Here is a 17,268-nt window from a genome sequence, read left to right on the forward strand (position 1 = left end):
GAGGCATCGGTCTTTGCCCCCGGGGAACTACGCCAGCGATACCGCGAAGACCGGGAGGGCCAGCTCGACGCACTCGGGCTCATCCTGAACGCGGTCATCCTGCGGAACATTCGGCCGCATCGGCTACTGGGACGGGCGCGCGGTGGAGTCGGACTTTGGTGCTGTTGCGCCCTTGGCCAGCGTGGCGTCGTCGTGGGCCGGGGTGGACTTGGTAGGGTCCAGGATGCGGTAAGCAAGGAGTTTGATGCGGTCGCTGACCAACGCCCAGATGATGGCGTAGGCCCAGACGAACGCTGCCCAGCCCCAACCCAGCGGGGTCATGAACAGCCCGTAGACGGCGATCAGCGTCGCCACTGCCTGGGTGCCGAGAACTGCCATCAACAGGATCCGGGCCGGGCGGATGGACCAGAACGGGCCGCGGGTGCGGGTGAGGAAGATGGTGAGGTGCCCGGCGACCGACAGCATCAGGTACATCATGGTCTGTAATTGCGGACGGCCCAAGCCGAAAACCTTGTCGCAAAGGTAAAACAGACCGAACGCCGCGATAGGGCCGACGACACCGAGCACGGTGGCGATGCCCAACACCATACGCATGTTCCAGGCTTCCGGCTTCATCTTGAAGTGGACGTTGTCGTAGGCGATGGACAAGATCGCCCCGTCGTTGAGCAGCGCCAGCATCACGATCATGATCGCGGTGACGGGGAAGAAGTTGAAGACGAGGATTGACCCGGTCACGAACAGCAGCACCCGCAGTGTTTCTGCGATGCGGTACATGGCGTAGGAGTTCATCCGCTGGAAGATCTTGCGGCTTTCCTTGACCGCGTCAATGATCACTGCCAGCCCGGGGGTGAGCAGGATGATCGCTGCGGCCGCGCGGGCGGCGTCGGTGGCTCCGGAGACGGCGATGCCGCAGTCGGCTTTCTTCAGGGCGGGGGCGTCGTTGACGCCGTCACCGGTCATGCCGACAATGTGACCGCGCTGCTGCAGGACATCGATAATGTGGTACTTGTGCTCCGGGAAGACCTGGGCGAACCCGTCGGCGGTCTCGATGGCCCGCGCCCTCGCCGGGGTCTCTTCCTTCTTCACATCTCCCAGGCCCGCGGCGTCGAGGATATTGGTGCCGAGCCCGACCTTTGCCGCAGTTTCTTTGGCGATGGCGATTGCGTCACCGGTGACCATCTTTAGGCTCACGCCCATCGCCTGCGCGGTGGCGATCGTGGTCTTGGCGTCCTCGCGGGGCGGATCGAACAGCGCAAGCACGCCCAGGAATTTCCACTGGTCTTGTCCGTCGGCGCGGGCCACCCCCAGCGACCGGTAGCCGCGGGCGGCGAACTCGTTGACGGCTCCCTCGACGGCCGGCGTGATCTTGGCGCTGTCGCCGGCAAGAGCGAGGATGACCTGCGGGGCGCCCTTGCTGACCTTGAACGACTTCCCGTCCGCACCGGTGACGCTGGCCTCGGTGCGTTTGTCGACCGGGTTGAACGGCTCGAAGTGGCCGATTGTGTAGGGATCAAGTTCGCTTTTGTCGTCCAGGCCACCGAGGACGGCGAGGTCGATGGGGTCCTCGTTGTCGGCGCGTGAGGCCAGTGCACCTGCGAGGATGACCTCGGCGGCGGTGGCGGTGTCTACACTGAACGGGGCACCCAAGGTGAGCGAATTCTGGGTCAGGGTGCCGGTCTTGTCCGCGCACAGCACATCCACGCCGGCCAGTTCTTCAATGGCGACCAGCCTGCTGACGATGGCCTTCTTCTTGGCCAGCAGCCGTGCGCCGACAGCCATGGTCACCGACAACACCGTGGGCATCGCGACCGGGATTGCCGCGACGGTCAGCACCAGAGCGAACTGCAGGGTGGTCAGTACTGCGTCGCCCCGAAGCAGGGAGACGAGCACGATCACCGAGACGAACACTGCAGCGAGGATGATGAGGTAGTTCCCGATCTTGAGGACGGCTTTTTGGAAGTGGCTGACAGTGTGTGCGCCGGCGACCAGTTCTGCGGTCTTGCCGAAGTAGGTGCGGGTGCCGGTGGCGTAGACCAGCGCGCCGATCTCGCCGCGGCGGATGATCGAGCCGGAGAATACGGCGGCACCAGGTGCGCACGTAGCCGGTAGCGACTCCCCCGTCAGGGCGGACTGGTCAACCTCGATTTCGTCGCCGTCCAGCAGACGGGCGTCGGCGGGGACGATATCACCAAGCCGCAGACGGATCACGTCACCGGGAACCAGGTCCCGTGCCGCCGGGGTCACCCATTCGCCGCCACGCTTGACCCTGGCCGTGATCGCTAGCTTCGCCCGCAATGCATCGATGGCGTTTCCGGCTTGACGTTCCTCGGTGTAACCGACCAGGGCGTTGGCCATCAGCAGCACCAAGATGATGAAGAAGTCCGGCCAGTGCCCCACCACACCTGACAGGATGACTGCCACTTCGATCATCCACGGGATCGGTCCCCAGAAGTAGGACAGGAACTTCAACAGTGGATTCGTCTTGTGCTCGGCGATCTCGTTCGGCCCATACATTGTCAACCGTTTCGCCGCCTCGGCCTGCGTCAGCCCCTCCGGTGAGGTGTCGAGCTGTTTGAGGACCTCTGCCATCGGTAGCGACTTCAGGTCATGCTTTGGATCAGGTTTCGACGTTACCGAGCCGCCCTGCGTGACTTCGGTGGGTGTGGATCTGGTGCTGTCAGTGCTCATGGTTGGCGTCCGTCTTCTGGAATTCCGTGCTGGCCCGGGGCGGAGGCCGCAACGCCGTGCTCATCCCGCGTCGAGACGCCGTGCGGAAGGGTATCCGTCCCACGGCGGGCATCCCGATTGGCGGCAACGCGTCGTTGAAGGGCCTGCTGTGCGCGGGCTGCGTTCGCGTCCTGGCCGTCCCGGGTTGTCAAGGCCGGTTGCTGGATCGCGCGGCCGAAGGAAAATGCCACCGGCCACGGAAGCCGTTGGCCTGCGTCGGTATTGATGGCGGCCAGCCGGGCGCGCAAGCCGTCCAGACCTTCGGTGATCCTCTCCCCGGGATGCCCGGCCATCGGCGTCGTCCCGAGGTCGAACTTGATGCCCGTGCCGATCCCGGCTCTGGACAGTACGCTCAGGAACGGCACGCCGTCAGCGGTGTGTTGACGGATCGTCTCAGCACACACGATGACGCCACTGATGCTGTCTCTGAGGTTCGGCGTGGTGATGATCAATTCACGGTATGCGCGGCGGGCCTGGACGGTCTGGGGGACCCCGAGCTTGGCGAAGCGCCGGTTGCAGGTCCGGATCGATTCATCGATCGCCAGCAGATCTTTGTCGTCCGCAGCCAATGCCTGCGCGGTATGCTTCAACGTCGTATCCGGCAACGCCGCTTCCACGAATGCGTTCACCGCCACGCCGGGTTCCGCGAGTGGCGGGGTGTCAGTTGCCATGGCCAGCTCCGCCGGGGTTCCAGGTCCAGTCGCGGATCTCCGGCAGGTCCTGGCCGTGTTGGTTGATGTAGAGGTTGTGTTCGATGAGCTTGTTGGCCATCGCCTGTTTGAGGTAGTCCCCCGTTGCACCAAGCTGGGGCAGTCTGTCGACAACGTCCTGGACGAGGTGGAAGCGGTCGAGCCGGTTCTGCACGCGCATGTCGAAGGCGGTGGTGATGGTGCCTTCTTCAATGTAGCCGCGCACGTGCAGGTTGCGGTTGGTCCGCCGGTAGGTCAGGCGGTGGATCAGGGTCGGATATCCGTGGAAGGCGAAGACGATGTGCTTGTCCTTGGTGAACAAGGAATCGTAGTCCTGGTCGGAGAGGCCGTGCGGGTGCTCGCTCGCTGATTGCAGCTTCATCAGGTCCACGACGTTGACAACCCGGACCTTCAGCCCGGGCAGGTGCTCGCGAAGAATCGAGACAGCCCCGAGCACCTCGAGGGTGGGGGTGTCACCGCAACAGGCAAGGACGACGTCGGGCTCGGCGCCGCGGTCATTGCCGGCCCACTCCCAGATCCCGATTCCCTTGGTGCAGTGGATCTCCGCGTCGGCCATGGAGAGCCACTGCGGCATGTCACGCTTGCCGGCAACGATGACGTTGACGTAGTGGCGGCTTCGCAGGCAGTGGTCGGCGACAGTGAGGAGGCAGTTGGCATCCGGTGGGAGGTAAACCCGGACGATGTCTGCCTTCTTGTTCACCACATGGTCAAGGAAGCCGGGATCCTGGTGGGTGAAACCGTTGTGGTCCTGCTGCCACACGTGGGAGGCCAGCAGGTAGTTCAGCGAGGAGATCTCACGCCGCCACGGCAGGGCCCTGGTGATCTTGAGCCATTTGGCATGCTGGTTGAACATCGAGTCGACGATGTGAATGAAAGCCTCGTAGCAGTTGAACAGGCCGTGGCGGCCGGTGAGCAGGTAGCCTTCCAGCCATCCTTGGCACTGATGCTCGGAGAGCATCGAGTCCAGCACCAGCCCTGCTGGCGCCAGCGACTCGTCACCTTCGAGCGTGCGGGCATCCCATTGGCGGTCGGTGACCTCAAACACGGCGCCCAGCTGGTTCGACAACGTCTCATCCGGACCGAAGATCCGGAAGTTGCGCCGTTCCTCGTTCAGCTTGACCACATCGCGCAGGAAGTCCCCCAGGACGAGCGTGTCTTTCGCTTCCACGGCGCCGGGAACGACGACGGCAACCGCATGCGTCCGGAAGTCCGGCATTCGCAGGTCCCGCAACATTAATCCACCGTTGGTGTGGGGATTAGAACCCATCCGCTGTTCCCCGGATGGGGCGAGCGCCGCCAGGTCGGGCAGCAGCCGCCCGTTCTCATCGAACAGTTCCTCGGGCCTATAGCTGCGCATCCATTGATCGAGCTGTTCGACGTGTCCGGGATGTGCCTCGTCCACAAGCAGTGGCACCTGGTGCGCCCGGAAAGTGCCCTCGATCTGTAAACCGTCCACCACGTTCGGCCCCGTCCACCCCTTCGGGGACCGCAACACGACCATCGGCCACCGCGGGCGGGCGCCATCCTTGCCATTGCGCGCATCGGCCTGGATCGTGCGGATTGTTTCCACCGACTCGTCGAGGGTGGCCGCCATCAGCTGGTGCATCGCCTCCGGATCATCGCCTTCGACGTAGCGCGGGTCCCACCCGCAACCACGCAAGAACTGGTCCAGTTCCTCGTGCTCGATGCGGGCCAGCACCGTGGGGTTGCTGATTTTGTAGCCGTTCAGGTGCAGGATCGGAAGGACCACCCCGTCACTGACCGGGTTGAGGAACTTCGTGGACTGCCATGCCGTGGCCAGCGGACCGGTTTCGGCCTCCCCATCGCCAACCACGCAAGCCACGACCAGCCCGGGATTGTCGAACACGGCACCAAACGCGTGGCTGAGCGAGTACCCGAGCTCCCCGCCCTCATGGATCGAGCCCGGCGTGGTCGGGGCCACGTGACTGGAGATGCCGCCCGGAAACGAGAACTGCATGAACAGCTTCTTCAACCCGGCCTCGTCTTGGCTGACATCCGGGTAGATCTCTGAATAGCTGCCCTCAAGATAAGTATTGGCCACCAGCGCCGGTCCGCCATGTCCTGGCCCGGCCACGTAGAACATGTCAAGCCCGTATTTCACGATCACCCTGTTCAGGTGCACATAAATGAAGTTCTGTCCCGGGGTAGTGCCCCAATGCCCCACCACCAGCGGCTTCACGTCCGTAAGCGCCAACGAACGCTTGAGCAAAGGATTGTCATAGAGATAGATCTGCCCCACCGAGAGATAATTCGCAGCGCGCCAATACGCATCCATTCGGTGCAGCATTTCAGCACTCAGCGTTGCCTGCGCCGGGCTCTCCTCGATTCCTGGCCGGCTTGCCATTGCTGTCGTCCCGGACTTGCTCTGATTGCTCATGTTCTTGCTCCTTTGGAAATGAACGGCTTTGCTGGAGCTGCTGTCTCCAACACTCCGCGTATGCCGTCCGGCTCTGCCTGGGCCGATGTGGAACCGGAAATCGTGGTGCCCGCAATTCCGGCCGGGAGGTCCTATGCATCGGCGAGGCACCGGACGCGGTCCTTGGCCCCATCGACCCCGCGGGGAGATGCAGTTCGGCCACCCGCTCGTTGACTGGATCAAGGACGGTCTTGCTTGCGTCTGATTCCCCAGTTTGTAGAAGTCTGCGTTGTCGAAGGGCTCCCGGGTTGAGTCCTCAGCCGTATCGCTATCCCCGCTCAATTCCCACACTTGGCAGGGCAGTTTATTTAGGTATATTCCGGCCAAGGCGATCCCGATGCCGGCCGGAAGGCCCTGACTCAGGGATGTGGCGCCAACATCGATCGATGGCAATACCGGCGTGGGATTCCCGGCCAGGCGTGCCCCGAACCAGCGGTCGGTCGCGGGGAGTTCGTCCGCATCGACCACCCCGACGGCCCAGTACATGGAGTACAGCAGCAGGGAGGCGTGGCCCTCGGAGAAGGTCAAATGGTCATTCCCAGGGGAAGGGTGCGGGCTCCAGTCGTAGCGCAGATGCCCCACCAGCGGTACCGGGACCAGGTCCGCCGCAGACAAGGACGAGGTGGGATGGCCGGGGCCGGCGCTGGTGCCGCAATGGCTGTAATCCACGCGTGAGCGCCCGGACGGCCTCCGGCTGACCTCGAGCTGATCGTCATTCATGGTTGTGCTCCAGCCATTGGGTCCTCGTGGAAAACTTCCATAAGGATTGAAGGCGGGGCTGCAGGGTCCAGGCGGCGTCTTTAATCAATCGGCGCCAGCTTACACCGTTGTGATGATTGGAAACCGATCACCAGACCAAAGTTGCCGGCCAGGAAGTTCGGCAGCCCGTGGGCGGCTGGTTCGCCGTCAACGTAGCGCTGGTAGACCGCCTCCGAATCGAACTGTGCGAAGTCCCTGCCACGTAAGACGCCGTCCTGATCGAGTAATCCGTCAAAGGCCTGCTTCCACGCGGCCGCGTACACCGACGCGGTCTTCGTCAGAACGCCGTCGATGTCGAAGAGCCAGGCGTCATAGGACGACGATTTCGACTAACGTTGGCTGGTGTTTAAATCCCGCCAGCGTGAGTGCAGACGTCAGCATGCGTGCACTGCGCTTGAGTGATGCGTCAGCGCTGGCCGCAGGCTGCAGACATTGCGGCCCGCCTTGCTGCAAATGAAGCCGGCGAGGGGTGTCCCTTTGGATTGTCTGCCGGCGGGATCCTCGTTGGCCGATTCAACTTGGCTGGAATTGTGCGTGGTCCATTCCAGAGTGCAGGGCTGGGTTACTGGGTGGATAACAAGTTCGCGGGCCGCGGCCTGGCATCAGCTGCGGTCCAGGTGGTCGTCGAGACGGCACGCGACGAACTCGGATTGCACCGCATCGAGGCGAGCACTCTGCTGCACAATGTCGGCTCGCAGCGGGTCCTGCTGAAAGCCGGCTTCCAGCAGATTGGGATGGCTCCGGGGTACCTGCAGATTGCCGGGAAACGGCAAGACCACAACCTCTACCAGGTGGTCCTGCACGACTAGGGCGGCGTCGTCGGTCTTACCGGCACTCAAGGAATCAACAACTTTTCCCTCGTGAATCTGCAACCAAGCTGGACCGGCTGGCCCGATCCGTCGGTGCTGCCCGCGAAATAGCAGACGACCCGGCCACCGACAAAATAAGATTCAGCATTGGTGACTCTGTCTACGATCCAAACGACCCAATCGCCAAGGCAAAGAAGCGACTGCGCGGAAAGCAGCCAAAACTATCGGCCAACCAGGAAGCCCACCTTGCAGCCCCGCACCCCACACAGGAGAACACAACGAAAAACGCGCAGTGCCGTCCGCCTCCGATACCGGTCCAGAGGACTTCTGACATTCTGCGCAGTCGACTTCGAAAAATGACAGCCGGCATGCGTCAGCTGCCGCACCTGAAAACCACCTGAAGCGCGCCCGAAATATTGACCGTTATCAAAATGTGACTATTAGGCTACTGTCCGGTAGAATACTTGAGGCGCCAAATTCGGCAACTACTGCCCCTGACGCCCGTGTCCGGACCGCCGAGCTCTGCCGCCGCCCACGCTCCGTTCTAGGAAAGGCAGAGACGGGGAACCCACTTTTTTGGGCTTCCCTCCCGAAGCCCTTGGGGTTAAGCCATCAGGTCCCTACTGCCGCGTGCAGATCAGGACCGGACGACCGGATGCTCTCATCCGAACCCGACAGCTCACCTCGCAGGCGCGTCAGAGAGGTTTTTAGTATGTCCCAAGAGTCCCAACACGGCCGCCGCCGGATCCAAACGCCCCACCGCGCCTCTGCCGCAGGTCGCTGGTGGGACGCGGCGCCGAAGCCCGGCCCAGCCGGCAAGCGGATGACCGCCGTCGCCGTCGCCGGCTTCCTCCTCGTCGGCGTGGGTGCCTCCAACGCCGCCCTGAACAACGGCGCAACGGTTGAGCCGCAGGCGGCCGCCGCCGACGCGACCGTCGCCGCACCCAGCAATGCATCGCTGTCTTTCACCCGGACAGCGGTGAAGTCCAGCGCTGCTCCGACGGCAACACCGAACGTCAGCGGAGCAGCCGCCGATGTGCAGGCCCTTGGCGCGAACGGCGGACCCGTCAATGATCCGGCCGGAGCCAAAGCCTACGCAGCCGCGGCATTGCCCTCCTATGGCTGGGGGCAGGACCAAATGTCCTGTCTGCTGCCGCTGTGGGATCAGGAATCCGATTGGACCACCACCGCGGAAAACCCGTCCAGCCTCGCCTACGGAATTGTCCAGTCGCTCCCGGCCGAGAAGATGGATTCCGCCGGCAATGACTGGAAGAACAATTACCAGACCCAGATCAAATGGGGCATGACATACATCAAGGACCGCTATGGCTCACCCTGCGGCGCCTGGGATCACGAAACGGCCATGAACTGGTACTGAATCGCCGATAACGGGCCTGACTTTAATGCGCGCTTCCTAGTGCACGATTCCTAGTGCACGACGCCGTAAAGACGGTCCCCGGCATCGCCTAGCCCGGGCACGATGTAGGCATTCTCGTCGAGCTTTTCATCGATGGACGCCAGCACAATGGTGACGTTTTTGCCTTCCAGCTCGTCGCGCAGCTTCTGCAGCCCTTCGGGTGCCGCCAGCAGGCAGATGCAGGTGATATCAGCCGCACCGCGCGCAAAAAGGAACTTGATGGCCTCCCGCAGGGTCCCGCCCGTGGCGAGCATCGGATCCAGCACGTAGACCTGCCGCCCGGTCAAGTCATCGGGCAGCCGTTCGGCGTAAGTGATTGCCTCCAGCGTCTGCTCATGGCGTTCCATCCCGAGGAAACCAACCTCGGCGGTGGGCAGCAGCCGCGTCATCCCCTCCAGCATGCCAAGGCCCGCGCGCAGAATCGGGACCACCAGCGGCGTGGGCTTGCGCAGGCCGGTGCCCACCGTCGTCGTCACCGGAGTCTCAATGTTGACCGGCTCCACCCGCACGTCGCGGGTCGCCTCATAGGCCAGCAGCGTGACCAGTTCTTCGGTCAGCAGCCGGAAAATCGGCGACGTGGTGTTTTTGTCCCGAAGAACGGTGAGTTTGTGGGCAACGAGCGGGTGGTCCGCAACAAGTACGCGCATAGGTAAAAGTTACCATTGAGCCGTGACCCCAACAGCAAAGTTCCCCGCGGTACCCGCGCCCGGCGGCGGACCAGACCGTGCCCGGCACCACGAGTGGATGGGACTGGCCCTGGAACAGGCATCGCATGCCGGTGCCACCGCGGACGTGCCGATCGGCGCCGTCGTCCTCGGCCCCGACGGATCGGTCCTCGGTGCCGGCTGCAACGAGCGCGAGGCGCTGGAAGATCCGACGGCGCACGCGGAGATGATTGCGATCCGCGCCGCCGCGCGTGAACTTGGCAACTGGCGGCTGGCGGACTGCACGCTGGCGGTCACGCTGGAGCCGTGCGCCATGTGCGCCGGAGCCATTGTGCTCGCCAGGCTCCCCCGGGTGGTTTTCGGTGCGTGGGACGAAAAAGCGGGCGCAGCAGGATCCGTCTTCGATATTTTGCGCGACCGCAGGCTCAATCACTGGGTGGAGGTTTTCCCAGGCGTCCGCGAGGATGAATGTGCCGCCCTGCTGCGGGACTTTTTTGGCGACCGGCGCCTTCAATAGCTGTTGGACCCTCCGCTCAGCGGCCTGAATCCGGGGCCGGTAACCGGGGCGGGTAACGGCGCTTTTGGGAAGCGGGCCGTCCGTCCGGTAAAGTAAATGCGTTGGTGACGTGTCCGAGCGGCCGAAGGTGCAACACTCGAAATGTTGTTCAGGTGAGAGCCTGACGTGGGTTCAAATCCCACCGTCACCGCCAATCAGGAAAACCCCTGCTTCCCTTTGTTTACAAGGGAAGCAGGGGTTTTGTCGTGCCACAGCCCAGACGATTGGGCACCGTTTAAGGACCCTTGATTCTGAGACTGCACTATCCCGGGCTATTGCAGCGGCGTCCAGATCCCCATCAAACACGTCTGCATAAATATCCGGCGTCATGGCTGCGCTGATGTGCCCAGGCATTCTTCGCACGGCCTGGACGTTCGCCCGGGGCTCACGGCGGGGCTTGCCGCCGTGAGCCGTAGATCGTGCAGTGAGATCCTTGGAATGCAGGACCGCTTCACTGCCCCGGCAAACCAAGACTGGTCATCTTCACTGGTGGCCAACCTCGAACAGTGGGCCAGCTAATGAAGGCAGCGGACGGCACCGATTCGACAACGAAGCCACGAACTGCGGCCTGCTCCAAGATAGCGGAGAGATTTCGAAGCCAGTCCCGAGGTAGCCATGTCCGGTCTTTGGACCGCCAGCGCTCAGCGGTAGTCGGAGGGCGAGTTTTCCCTTTGCCGAGTCTGCGCACGTAGAGGCAGCGCATCAATCTTCTCAAGGGCGCGGTGGGCTGCGGCCACGAGCAGGCAGAAGCCCAAGAGGGCGAGCAGCGACCCGAAAGCTATCACCGCGATATAGCCGGCAGCCATTCCAGAGCTACCGTTGGCGGTGGCAACATACATCCACAAGGCGGCGGCTACCACGCCCAGTAACGGTCCGCCAAAAAATAGCGTGATACCTGCGACGAAGAGACCTGCGGATCGTTTGTACTGCATAGTTCCCCCTGGAAGTATCCGACAATTGAGAATACAACGACTGAGGTACATTACCGGTTGCGTCGCACGGAATGTTCCTGTCTCGTACACTGGTCTCACTGCACCCGGCCTTGCAGCCGCTGACAGCCGAGGAGATCCCGTGACCATTTGGACCTGCGCAACCTGCGCCATTGAGCATCCCGATACGGATACTCCCCCGGTGAGCTGTGAAATCTGCACCGACGAGCGGCAGTTCGTGCCTGCGGGAGGTCAGCGGTGGACCACGCGGGAAGAACTCGCCGCCACCGCCCACCGGATCACAGTGCATGAACTCGAGCCGGATCTCTACGCGGTGGAGTGCGTCCCAAGACTTGGCATCGGCCAGCGCGGCCTGCTGCTCTGCACCAGAGACGGCAACCTGCTCTGGGAGCCGCCGGGTTTCATCGACGACGCCGGCGTGGAGGCTGTCCGCGCACTCGGCGGCATCGCGGTCATTACCGCAAGCCACCCGCACCTGACGGGCTCCTCCATTCAGTGGAGCCACGCCTTCGGTGGCGCACCCGTGTACGTTGCGTCGGCAGATCAGGAATGGATCAGGCGTTCCGATCCTGTCATCCGGTTGTGGGATACCAGCTGCAGGCTCCTTGCCGGTCTTTCGATGCTGCAATGCGGCGGGCATTTCGCCGGCAGCAGCATGGTCCATTGGCCTGACGGCGCCGGCGGCCAGGGCGCGCTCCTCACCGGGGATACCATCGCCATCGGTGCGGACCGCAAGTCCGTCAACGTCATGCGCAGCTTCGTCAACAACATCCCGCTCCCCGAACGGGCGGTCCGCAGAATTCTCGACACGGCGGCGCCGCTGGGATTCGACCGGATCTACAGTGCCTTTGGACTCATCGAATCCGGTGCCGGCCTCATCGTGGACCGTTCCTTGCACCGGTACATTCGCTGGATCCGCGGCGAGGCGGAGGACTAGCCGAACGGTTGGGTGGCACGGGCAGATGCCGTTTCGGTTGCGTCGAGCAGGCCGAGACTGAATCGTGCGATGGCGGCGCGGTCAGCGACCAGTTGGTGCAGGGCCGGGGTCGGCTCGGTGCGGAGGTGTTCGAAGGGCAGAGTGGATAGGCCGGTGAACAGCATCAGGTGTAGTGCGTGGGCGCGCCGGACGACGTCCAGTGGGATCTTGCTGCCTTCTGCGCGGAGACCCTCAACGTAGGACGGCAGGATTGCCTCTTCGACGGCCTGAAGTGTGGACGCCCGCTGCCGGCCGATCTGGATGTCCCCGACGAGAAGTTGGCCCAGGTCGAAACCGATAGGGCCTTCGCTGAAGAAGTTGTAATCGATGAGCGCAAAACCATCGTCGTCGGCGGTGACGAGCAGATTATTCGGGCAGGCGTCGCCATGGATGGTACCCAGTGGCAGGGCGGCGAGCTCGTCGACCAGGTCGTGGGCGCGCCCGGCCTGCTCCTGCAGACGGGTCCGCAGGGAGTCGTCGAAGGCCCTGGCCACCAACCGGTTATGCCAGACGCCTGAGTCGCACACCAAGGGGATCACCTGGTGCGTGAGTCGTCCATGCAGGTAGTCGCGTACGGTCCACTCAAACTCGCCCACCTTCGCGCGCTCCCGCACCCTTGGGCTGGCTGCGAATCGGCCCAGCAGGTAGGCGGCCTTCGAGAACCGGGCCACGTCCCACTCGGCCGATACCGTCATGATCGCTTCCAGCCAGACGCTGGCTGACTTCTCGTCCAGGTCGAACACCGCCACAGCACGCGGCATCCGAAGCCCGTGCGGCAGCCGTTGGCCGAGGTCAGACCGGTAGGCCAGCGGCTCTACTCTCCACGGAACGCCAGCTTCGGCCATCACCGCAAGCTCCGCAGGGACCTCCGCGAACATTGGTGAACGGGCCCACGACTGCACGTGTTTGACGAAGAAGCAGAAAGATTTTGGCTCGCCCCCGACCAGTGCCTGCCCACGGACCCAGTAACGACCGGCCGTCGTGATCGTTGGTAAATCATAGGCGACCCGTTCTACGTCGGAGCTCGACACCGTCACCCGGCCCGGAGGCTCCCTCAGAAGCGCAGCAACGAGCTCCGTTAGCGTCTCGTCACTGACGTTCGCGGTCCCGAGTAGTTCACGGTGATGCATGGTGCGCCCTATCACTGGGAAAGTCGGTTTCCTACTCAGATGGTAAAGTCACTTTATGAACTACGTCAAGGCTGACTTTCCTGTCGACCAGATTCACACCCCCATGCTCATGGGCCTGCTCTTTCGACAGGTGCACGCGATCTTCGCCACCGAGGACTGGAATGGGTTGCGGCAGTCCCATTTTCGGGTGATCTCATCGGTGCCGGAGCATGGGGTGACGATCACCGAACTGGGCGAACGCGTCGGGATGACCAAGCAGGGCTGCGGGCAGTTCGTCGCCCAGCTCGTCAGGACCGGGCATCTGACGTCCGACCGGGATCCCTCGGACCGCAGAGTGCGCCTGGTCCATCGCACGCCGCTCGGCCAGCAGGTAATCGACGCCGTTCTCGCCCGGAACCTCCGCATCGAACAGGACTGGGCCGGGCGCGTCGGCCAGGAACGCTACCGCACCTTCCGCGGGGTCCTCGAGGAGCTCGCCCTGGGATCGCTCCCGGACTGAATGGGCGAGCCGATGACCGGAACTAAGCGTTCCGCGGGGCGAACATGATGACGGCAACGCCTACAAGACACACGGACGCGCCGATCACATCCCAGCGGTCGGGACGGAAGCCATCCAGCAGCACCGCCCACAACAGCGATCCGGCCACGAAGACTCCCCCGTAGGCAGCTAGGATCCGGCCGAAATTCGCATCCGGTTGGAGCGTTGCGATAAAGCCGTAAATTCCCAGTGCCACGATGCCCAGGCCGGCCCACCACCACGCCTTGCCTTCCCGGACGGCCTGCCAGATCAGCCACGCTCCGCCGATCTCGGCGACCGCAGCAAACACGAACAGGACTACGGATCGGAAAATTGTCACTCCCCCAGTGTCCTCTGCGCTGCCGGGCCATCCTGTACCGACCCGGTAACGAATAGTAGGTAAACTGGCTCCGGGCACCGCCGGAGCCACAAACGGGCCAGCGCAAAAACGTTTAACGATCCGCGTTCTGCAGCATCCGTGCCCCGCACGTTTTTTTACAAACGCCCAGAGCCGAAGGAGAGCACGTGAGCGCCGTTTCCGCGCCGTTCCGCTGGCTGCGTTCCGGGACTATTGCGGTGACGATTCTGGCGCTCGCGGCGGGTGCGCATACCTTGGCCGGTGGCGTGCTGCCGGAGCCGATCCTCCTGCTCGCCTTGACGGCGCTGACTGCCGTTGTTTCTGTTGCGGTGACCAGTATCCGTGTGCCGCTGGCCCTGATGCTGGCCTTGCTCGGGGCCAGCCAACTCCTGCTGCACAATGCCTTTGACCTGCTCTCCAACCCCATGGTTCCCACGGCCGCGCTCGTCGATCCGGCCATGGCGCATCACCTCATGGGTGTGCATACCGCTCTAGCGCCCCAAGCAACCGCGATGGCGCAAATGTCCATGCAGCCGGGATATCCTTCGGCTGCCCTGGCCATGACGCTGGCCCACGTCGGAGCTACCTTGGCGACCGCCGTCGTGCTGGCCAAAGGGGAGGAAGCCCTGTGGCTGCTCGCCGACTGGCTCCGCCCGCTGGTGAGGCTGGCCGGGCCGGCCCCCGTCGCCGTCGCCCCTTTCCAGGCACTAACAGCGGCTAATAGCCCCATCCGCCCGCAGCCGTGGCGTAACCTGCGGGCCGACTGTCGGCGCGGGCCGCCAACTGTGGCACACGTCTTCGTCTAACGCCCCTTCCGGCCGATCCGGTGGGGTGTCCACACCCTCACCGCTGTCTGCACGCCAGGTTGGCTGCTGTACCGACAAGGATTTCCGATGAACCCGCACACCAAAAAAACCACCCGTAACAACACGCCCGGCTCGGGCAAAACTGCCCGTCGCGCGCTCAAAGCGACACTTATTGCCGGGGCCACTGTCGGTCTGATGACGGCCGGACTGTCAGCAGCCTCGGCGCACGTGGATGTCTCCCCGGACAGCACCGCGGCCGGCTCCTACTCACTGCTGACGTTCAGCGTGGGGCACGGCTGCAACGGGTCCCCCACCACCAAGGTCACCATCGATCTGCCGAAGGAACTCAATGACGCCACGCCTACAGTGAACCCAAACTGGACCATCAGTAAAACGACGGAAAAACTTGCAACGCCGCAGAAGCTGGCAAACGGCAGCTCGGTCACGGAGCGAACCAGCCAGGTCATCTATACTGCCAAAACGCCGCTTGACGCCCATCAGCGCGACGCCCTGGCACTGTCCCTGCAGTTGCCGGAAAAGGTCGGGGAAACGCTGTACTTCCCGACCCTGCAGACCTGCGAAACCGGCGAGACGAACTGGGTGGATGTTCCCGCCGCAGGGCAGGACGCGGAATCGTTAAAGGCGCCGGCGCCCACGGTGACGGTCACTGCGGCCCAGACGGCCGGGAGCACGACGGCTCCTGCCGGGGCAGCGCCCGACGGCGGCACCAACGCTGCGGGTGCCGACACCGCGGGTTCCGACACCGGGAGTTCCGACGGTGCCAGTTCCGGCGGCGCCGGCCAGGCACCCGGGTGGATCGGGCTGGGAGCCGGTGTCCTCGGCTTGGGTATGGGCGGGGTCGCCCTGGCCAGGACACGCAAGCCGGCCGCAAAGTAGCCGCCCGGCGCTAGCCCGGCGCTGGGGGGCGCTGCCCGGCGCTGGGGGCGCTGCCCGGCGCTGCCAATCCAGAGCGCCGGGCTGTTGTCCAGGGTCACGATCGTAAGAAGAATGCGCCGCTGGCCGTGGCGGAAGTTGACTCGAGCAACCGGAAAGACAAGTCTGGTTCAATGATGACTCGGGGACACGCGAAGATAATGACGGTTTTGACAGCAACGGCGGCAGTCATTGGGCTGGCCGGCTGTGGGGGTTCGACGACTCCTGCCGGCACCTCATCGACGGTCGACAGTACGCCGTCGTCCTCCGCTTCCAGCACGTCCAGTCACGCCTCCGCCAGCCCTTCTGCGAGCGCTTCCCCGTCAGGGCCTGCCTCGACTGCAGTTCCGGCGTCGACAGCTCCGGCATCTACGGCGGCCCCGGTTGCCGGCGCCGCTCTCTGCACGGCAGCCATGCTGGCCGGCTCCGTTGACGACAGCGGCGGCGGAGCGGCGGGCAGTATTTACATGAAACTGATCCTGCAGAACACCTCGAACACTGAGTGTATTTTGGATGGCTACCCCGGAGTTTCCCTGGTCGGCAACGGCAATGGCACGCAGTTGGGCGCGGCCGCCGACCGCGATCCGGGCCTTCCCTCCTCGGGTCCCATCACGATGGAACCCGGTTCCAGCGCCGCCGCTGTTCTGCGTTACACACAGGCAGGGAACTATCAGGGCTGCGTTCAGGTGCCCGCCGACGGCCTGCGGGTCTACCCACCAAGCGCCACCGACGCGCTCTATATTGCGCACCCTCTAACAGCCTGCACGGACGCCGGGATTGTCCTGCTGACGATTGGTTCATTCCAGAAGTCTTAGGGTGCCGTGACCGGGGCCTACCGACGGGCTAGAAGTGGATCAGCGAATCCAGATCAACCTTTTGGGCCGGCGGCCGCCGGCCATAGCGCATCAGATGCAGGCGATGGGCCGCCAGGACAAAGGCGGCTGCGGTTACGGTCTGAAGCGCGCCGCCCCAAACTGCGGCGGTAATGATCATACCCAAGAGCGCCGTCGCACAGGCTGTGGCCCCAGCTGTGACAATTACTCGAACGCGTTCCAGAACGCCATATGCCAATACCCCGCCGCCAAGTGCCAGCCAAGGGACGCAGCCATGCAGTATGCCGGTGGACCCACCCAACAGCAGCGCAAACACCACGGCACCGGCCGTATAGAGGTAGGGCCGGAGCTCGCCGCGCAGAACCGGTGGATTCCGGTAGGACCACCAGGCTGTGGCGCCGGCGAACAGCAAAGAGGCGATGAGATAGTAGGAGGGCACCGCAGCCTTGCTGGAGTTGGCCATCAGGGCAGTGGCTGCTCCGCCCAAAAAGAGCGCGGCCATGCCAGCCATGGGGAACCAAGTATTCCCCATCTGCCGCGAAACCACAGCCGCTCCGTCCCCGATGTTTGTGCTCTGCCGCTAGTGACACACGGCAAAGGCTGCATTGCCGTTTATACCGACACAGTACAGGCAGATCAACGTGCTGACGCGCAGGCACAGCGTGCGGCGAAAAATGTCAGTACC

General features: G+C 63.7%; 17 protein-coding genes, 1 tRNA gene, 1 pseudogene and 1 riboswitch. Of the genes and pseudogenes, 9 read left to right on the plus strand and 10 right to left on the minus strand.

Annotated features, from left to right (window positions below):
* Window positions 1-123 precede the first annotated feature (123 nt).
* The 5 genes and pseudogenes from IV500_RS11965 to IV500_RS11980 all read right to left on the minus strand — a co-directional run bounded on the left by IV500_RS11965 (window position 124) and on the right by IV500_RS11980 (window position 6,896).
* Complete coding sequence (locus IV500_RS11965; protein WP_196397043.1) at window positions 124-2,688, minus strand: plasma-membrane proton-efflux P-type ATPase; 2,565 nt, start codon at window positions 2,686-2,688, stop codon at window positions 124-126.
* Complete coding sequence (locus IV500_RS11970) at window positions 2,685-3,398, minus strand: class I fructose-bisphosphate aldolase (RefSeq protein WP_196397044.1); 714 nt, start codon at window positions 3,396-3,398, stop codon at window positions 2,685-2,687. The genes IV500_RS11965 and IV500_RS11970 overlap by 4 nt, the downstream gene beginning before the upstream one ends.
* Window positions 3,388-5,802, minus strand: coding sequence for a phosphoketolase family protein (locus tag IV500_RS11975; protein ID WP_230854880.1), 2,415 nt, complete (start codon window positions 5,800-5,802; stop codon window positions 3,388-3,390). Before IV500_RS11975 ends, IV500_RS11970 begins: the two co-directional genes overlap by 11 nt.
* A gap of 396 nt (window positions 5,803-6,198) precedes the next feature.
* Window positions 6,199-6,594, minus strand: a pseudogene (locus IV500_RS21480) (thiamine pyrophosphate-binding protein); the annotation flags it as partial.
* 80 nt (window positions 6,595-6,674) lie between these two features.
* Window positions 6,675-6,896, minus strand: a complete 222-nt coding sequence (locus IV500_RS11980) for a hypothetical protein (RefSeq protein WP_196397046.1) — start codon at window positions 6,894-6,896, stop codon at window positions 6,675-6,677.
* Window positions 6,897-7,034: 138 nt separating this feature from the next.
* On the opposite strand from IV500_RS11980, the gene IV500_RS11985 reads away from it, so the two are divergent.
* Window positions 7,035-7,442, plus strand: a complete 408-nt coding sequence (locus IV500_RS11985; RefSeq protein ID WP_230854872.1) for a GNAT family N-acetyltransferase — start codon at window positions 7,035-7,037, stop codon at window positions 7,440-7,442.
* A gap of 525 nt (window positions 7,443-7,967) precedes the next feature.
* A riboswitch (cyclic di-AMP (ydaO/yuaA leader) is annotated at window positions 7,968-8,150 on the plus strand.
* 4 nt (window positions 8,151-8,154) lie between these two features.
* Complete coding sequence (locus tag IV500_RS11990; RefSeq protein ID WP_196397047.1) at window positions 8,155-8,820, plus strand: aggregation-promoting factor C-terminal-like domain-containing protein; 666 nt, start codon at window positions 8,155-8,157, stop codon at window positions 8,818-8,820.
* A gap of 50 nt (window positions 8,821-8,870) precedes the next feature.
* On the opposite strand, the gene upp is transcribed toward IV500_RS11990, so the two are convergent.
* Window positions 8,871-9,506 carry a uracil phosphoribosyltransferase gene (gene upp, locus IV500_RS11995; protein ID WP_196397048.1) on the minus strand — a complete coding sequence of 212 codons (636 nt, stop codon included), beginning with the start codon at window positions 9,504-9,506 and terminating at the stop codon, window positions 8,871-8,873.
* A gap of 22 nt (window positions 9,507-9,528) precedes the next feature.
* Here upp and tadA point away from each other — a divergent pair, with 22 nt between their 5' ends.
* Window positions 9,529-10,041: a tRNA adenosine(34) deaminase TadA gene (gene tadA / locus IV500_RS12000; RefSeq protein WP_312875911.1), complete on the plus strand. Its 513-nt coding sequence runs from the start codon at window positions 9,529-9,531 to the stop codon at window positions 10,039-10,041.
* A gap of 103 nt (window positions 10,042-10,144) precedes the next feature.
* A tRNA-Ser gene (locus tag IV500_RS12005) sits at window positions 10,145-10,234 on the plus strand.
* Between the two features lie 487 nt (window positions 10,235-10,721).
* Here IV500_RS12005 and IV500_RS12010 read toward each other — a convergent pair.
* Window positions 10,722-11,012 carry a hypothetical protein gene (locus IV500_RS12010; RefSeq protein ID WP_196397049.1) on the minus strand — a complete coding sequence of 97 codons (291 nt, stop codon included), beginning with the start codon at window positions 11,010-11,012 and terminating at the stop codon, window positions 10,722-10,724.
* Window positions 11,013-11,151: 139 nt separating this feature from the next.
* Between IV500_RS12010 and IV500_RS12015 the strand changes: the two genes are divergently transcribed.
* Window positions 11,152-11,967 (plus strand): MBL fold metallo-hydrolase, encoded by an 816-nt coding sequence (locus IV500_RS12015; protein ID WP_196397050.1) that lies wholly within the window; start codon window positions 11,152-11,154, stop codon window positions 11,965-11,967.
* On the opposite strand, the gene IV500_RS12020 is transcribed toward IV500_RS12015, so the two are convergent.
* Entirely contained in the window at window positions 11,964-13,136 is a 1,173-nt protein-coding gene (locus tag IV500_RS12020; protein ID WP_196397051.1) for a phosphotransferase, read from the minus strand. The two genes, IV500_RS12015 and IV500_RS12020, sit on opposite strands and share 4 nt — an antisense overlap.
* Before the next feature lie 55 nt (window positions 13,137-13,191).
* Between IV500_RS12020 and IV500_RS12025 the strand changes: the two genes are divergently transcribed.
* Window positions 13,192-13,635: a MarR family winged helix-turn-helix transcriptional regulator gene (locus tag IV500_RS12025; RefSeq protein ID WP_196397052.1), complete on the plus strand. Its 444-nt coding sequence runs from the start codon at window positions 13,192-13,194 to the stop codon at window positions 13,633-13,635.
* 22 nt (window positions 13,636-13,657) lie between these two features.
* Here IV500_RS12025 and IV500_RS12030 read toward each other — a convergent pair whose 3' ends face one another.
* Window positions 13,658-13,993 (minus strand): YnfA family protein, encoded by a 336-nt coding sequence (locus tag IV500_RS12030; protein ID WP_196397053.1) that lies wholly within the window; start codon window positions 13,991-13,993, stop codon window positions 13,658-13,660.
* A 185-nt stretch (window positions 13,994-14,178) separates the two neighbouring features.
* Here IV500_RS12030 and IV500_RS12035 point away from each other — a divergent pair, with 185 nt between their 5' ends.
* From IV500_RS12035 to IV500_RS12045, 3 genes are all read left to right on the plus strand, one after another.
* Complete coding sequence (locus IV500_RS12035) at window positions 14,179-14,817, plus strand: hypothetical protein (protein ID WP_196397054.1); 639 nt, start codon at window positions 14,179-14,181, stop codon at window positions 14,815-14,817.
* 87 nt (window positions 14,818-14,904) lie between these two features.
* Window positions 14,905-15,714 carry a YcnI family copper-binding membrane protein gene (locus tag IV500_RS12040; protein ID WP_196397055.1) on the plus strand — a complete coding sequence of 270 codons (810 nt, stop codon included), beginning with the start codon at window positions 14,905-14,907 and terminating at the stop codon, window positions 15,712-15,714.
* A 197-nt stretch (window positions 15,715-15,911) separates the two neighbouring features.
* Window positions 15,912-16,565: a DUF4232 domain-containing protein gene (locus IV500_RS12045; RefSeq protein WP_230854873.1), complete on the plus strand. Its 654-nt coding sequence runs from the start codon at window positions 15,912-15,914 to the stop codon at window positions 16,563-16,565.
* 28 nt (window positions 16,566-16,593) lie between these two features.
* On the opposite strand, the gene IV500_RS12050 is transcribed toward IV500_RS12045, so the two are convergent.
* The gene (locus tag IV500_RS12050; protein WP_196397057.1) at window positions 16,594-17,094 is read right to left on the minus strand and encodes a hypothetical protein; all 501 of its coding nucleotides are present in this window, start codon (window positions 17,092-17,094) and stop codon (window positions 16,594-16,596) included.
* Between the last annotated feature and the right edge of the window lie 174 nt (window positions 17,095-17,268).

This window comes from Arthrobacter terrae, assembly GCF_015708085.1.
Classification (GTDB): Bacteria; Actinomycetota; Actinomycetes; order Actinomycetales; family Micrococcaceae; genus Arthrobacter_M; species Arthrobacter_M terrae.

Coding starts and splice junctions, on each gene's coding strand:
- IV500_RS11965 (WP_196397043.1), bottom strand. CDS start 2,688: ATGAGCACTGACAGCACCAGATCCACACCCACCGAAGTCACGCAGGGC.
- IV500_RS11970 (WP_196397044.1), bottom strand. CDS start 3,398: ATGGCAACTGACACCCCGCCACTCGCGGAACCCGGCGTGGCGGTGAAC.
- IV500_RS11975 (WP_230854880.1), bottom strand. CDS start 5,802: ATGGCAAGCCGGCCAGGAATCGAGGAGAGCCCGGCGCAGGCAACGCTG.
- IV500_RS11985 (WP_230854872.1), top strand. CDS start 7,035: ATGCGTCAGCGCTGGCCGCAGGCTGCAGACATTGCGGCCCGCCTTGCT.
- IV500_RS11990 (WP_196397047.1), top strand. CDS start 8,155: ATGTCCCAAGAGTCCCAACACGGCCGCCGCCGGATCCAAACGCCCCAC.
- upp (WP_196397048.1), bottom strand. CDS start 9,506: ATGCGCGTACTTGTTGCGGACCACCCGCTCGTTGCCCACAAACTCACC.
- IV500_RS12010 (WP_196397049.1), bottom strand. CDS start 11,012: ATGCAGTACAAACGATCCGCAGGTCTCTTCGTCGCAGGTATCACGCTA.
- IV500_RS12020 (WP_196397051.1), bottom strand. CDS start 13,136: ATGCATCACCGTGAACTACTCGGGACCGCGAACGTCAGTGACGAGACG.
- IV500_RS12025 (WP_196397052.1), top strand. CDS start 13,192: ATGAACTACGTCAAGGCTGACTTTCCTGTCGACCAGATTCACACCCCC.
- IV500_RS12040 (WP_196397055.1), top strand. CDS start 14,905: ATGAACCCGCACACCAAAAAAACCACCCGTAACAACACGCCCGGCTCG.
- IV500_RS12045 (WP_230854873.1), top strand. CDS start 15,912: ATGACGGTTTTGACAGCAACGGCGGCAGTCATTGGGCTGGCCGGCTGT.
- IV500_RS12050 (WP_196397057.1), bottom strand. CDS start 17,094: ATGGCTGGCATGGCCGCGCTCTTTTTGGGCGGAGCAGCCACTGCCCTG.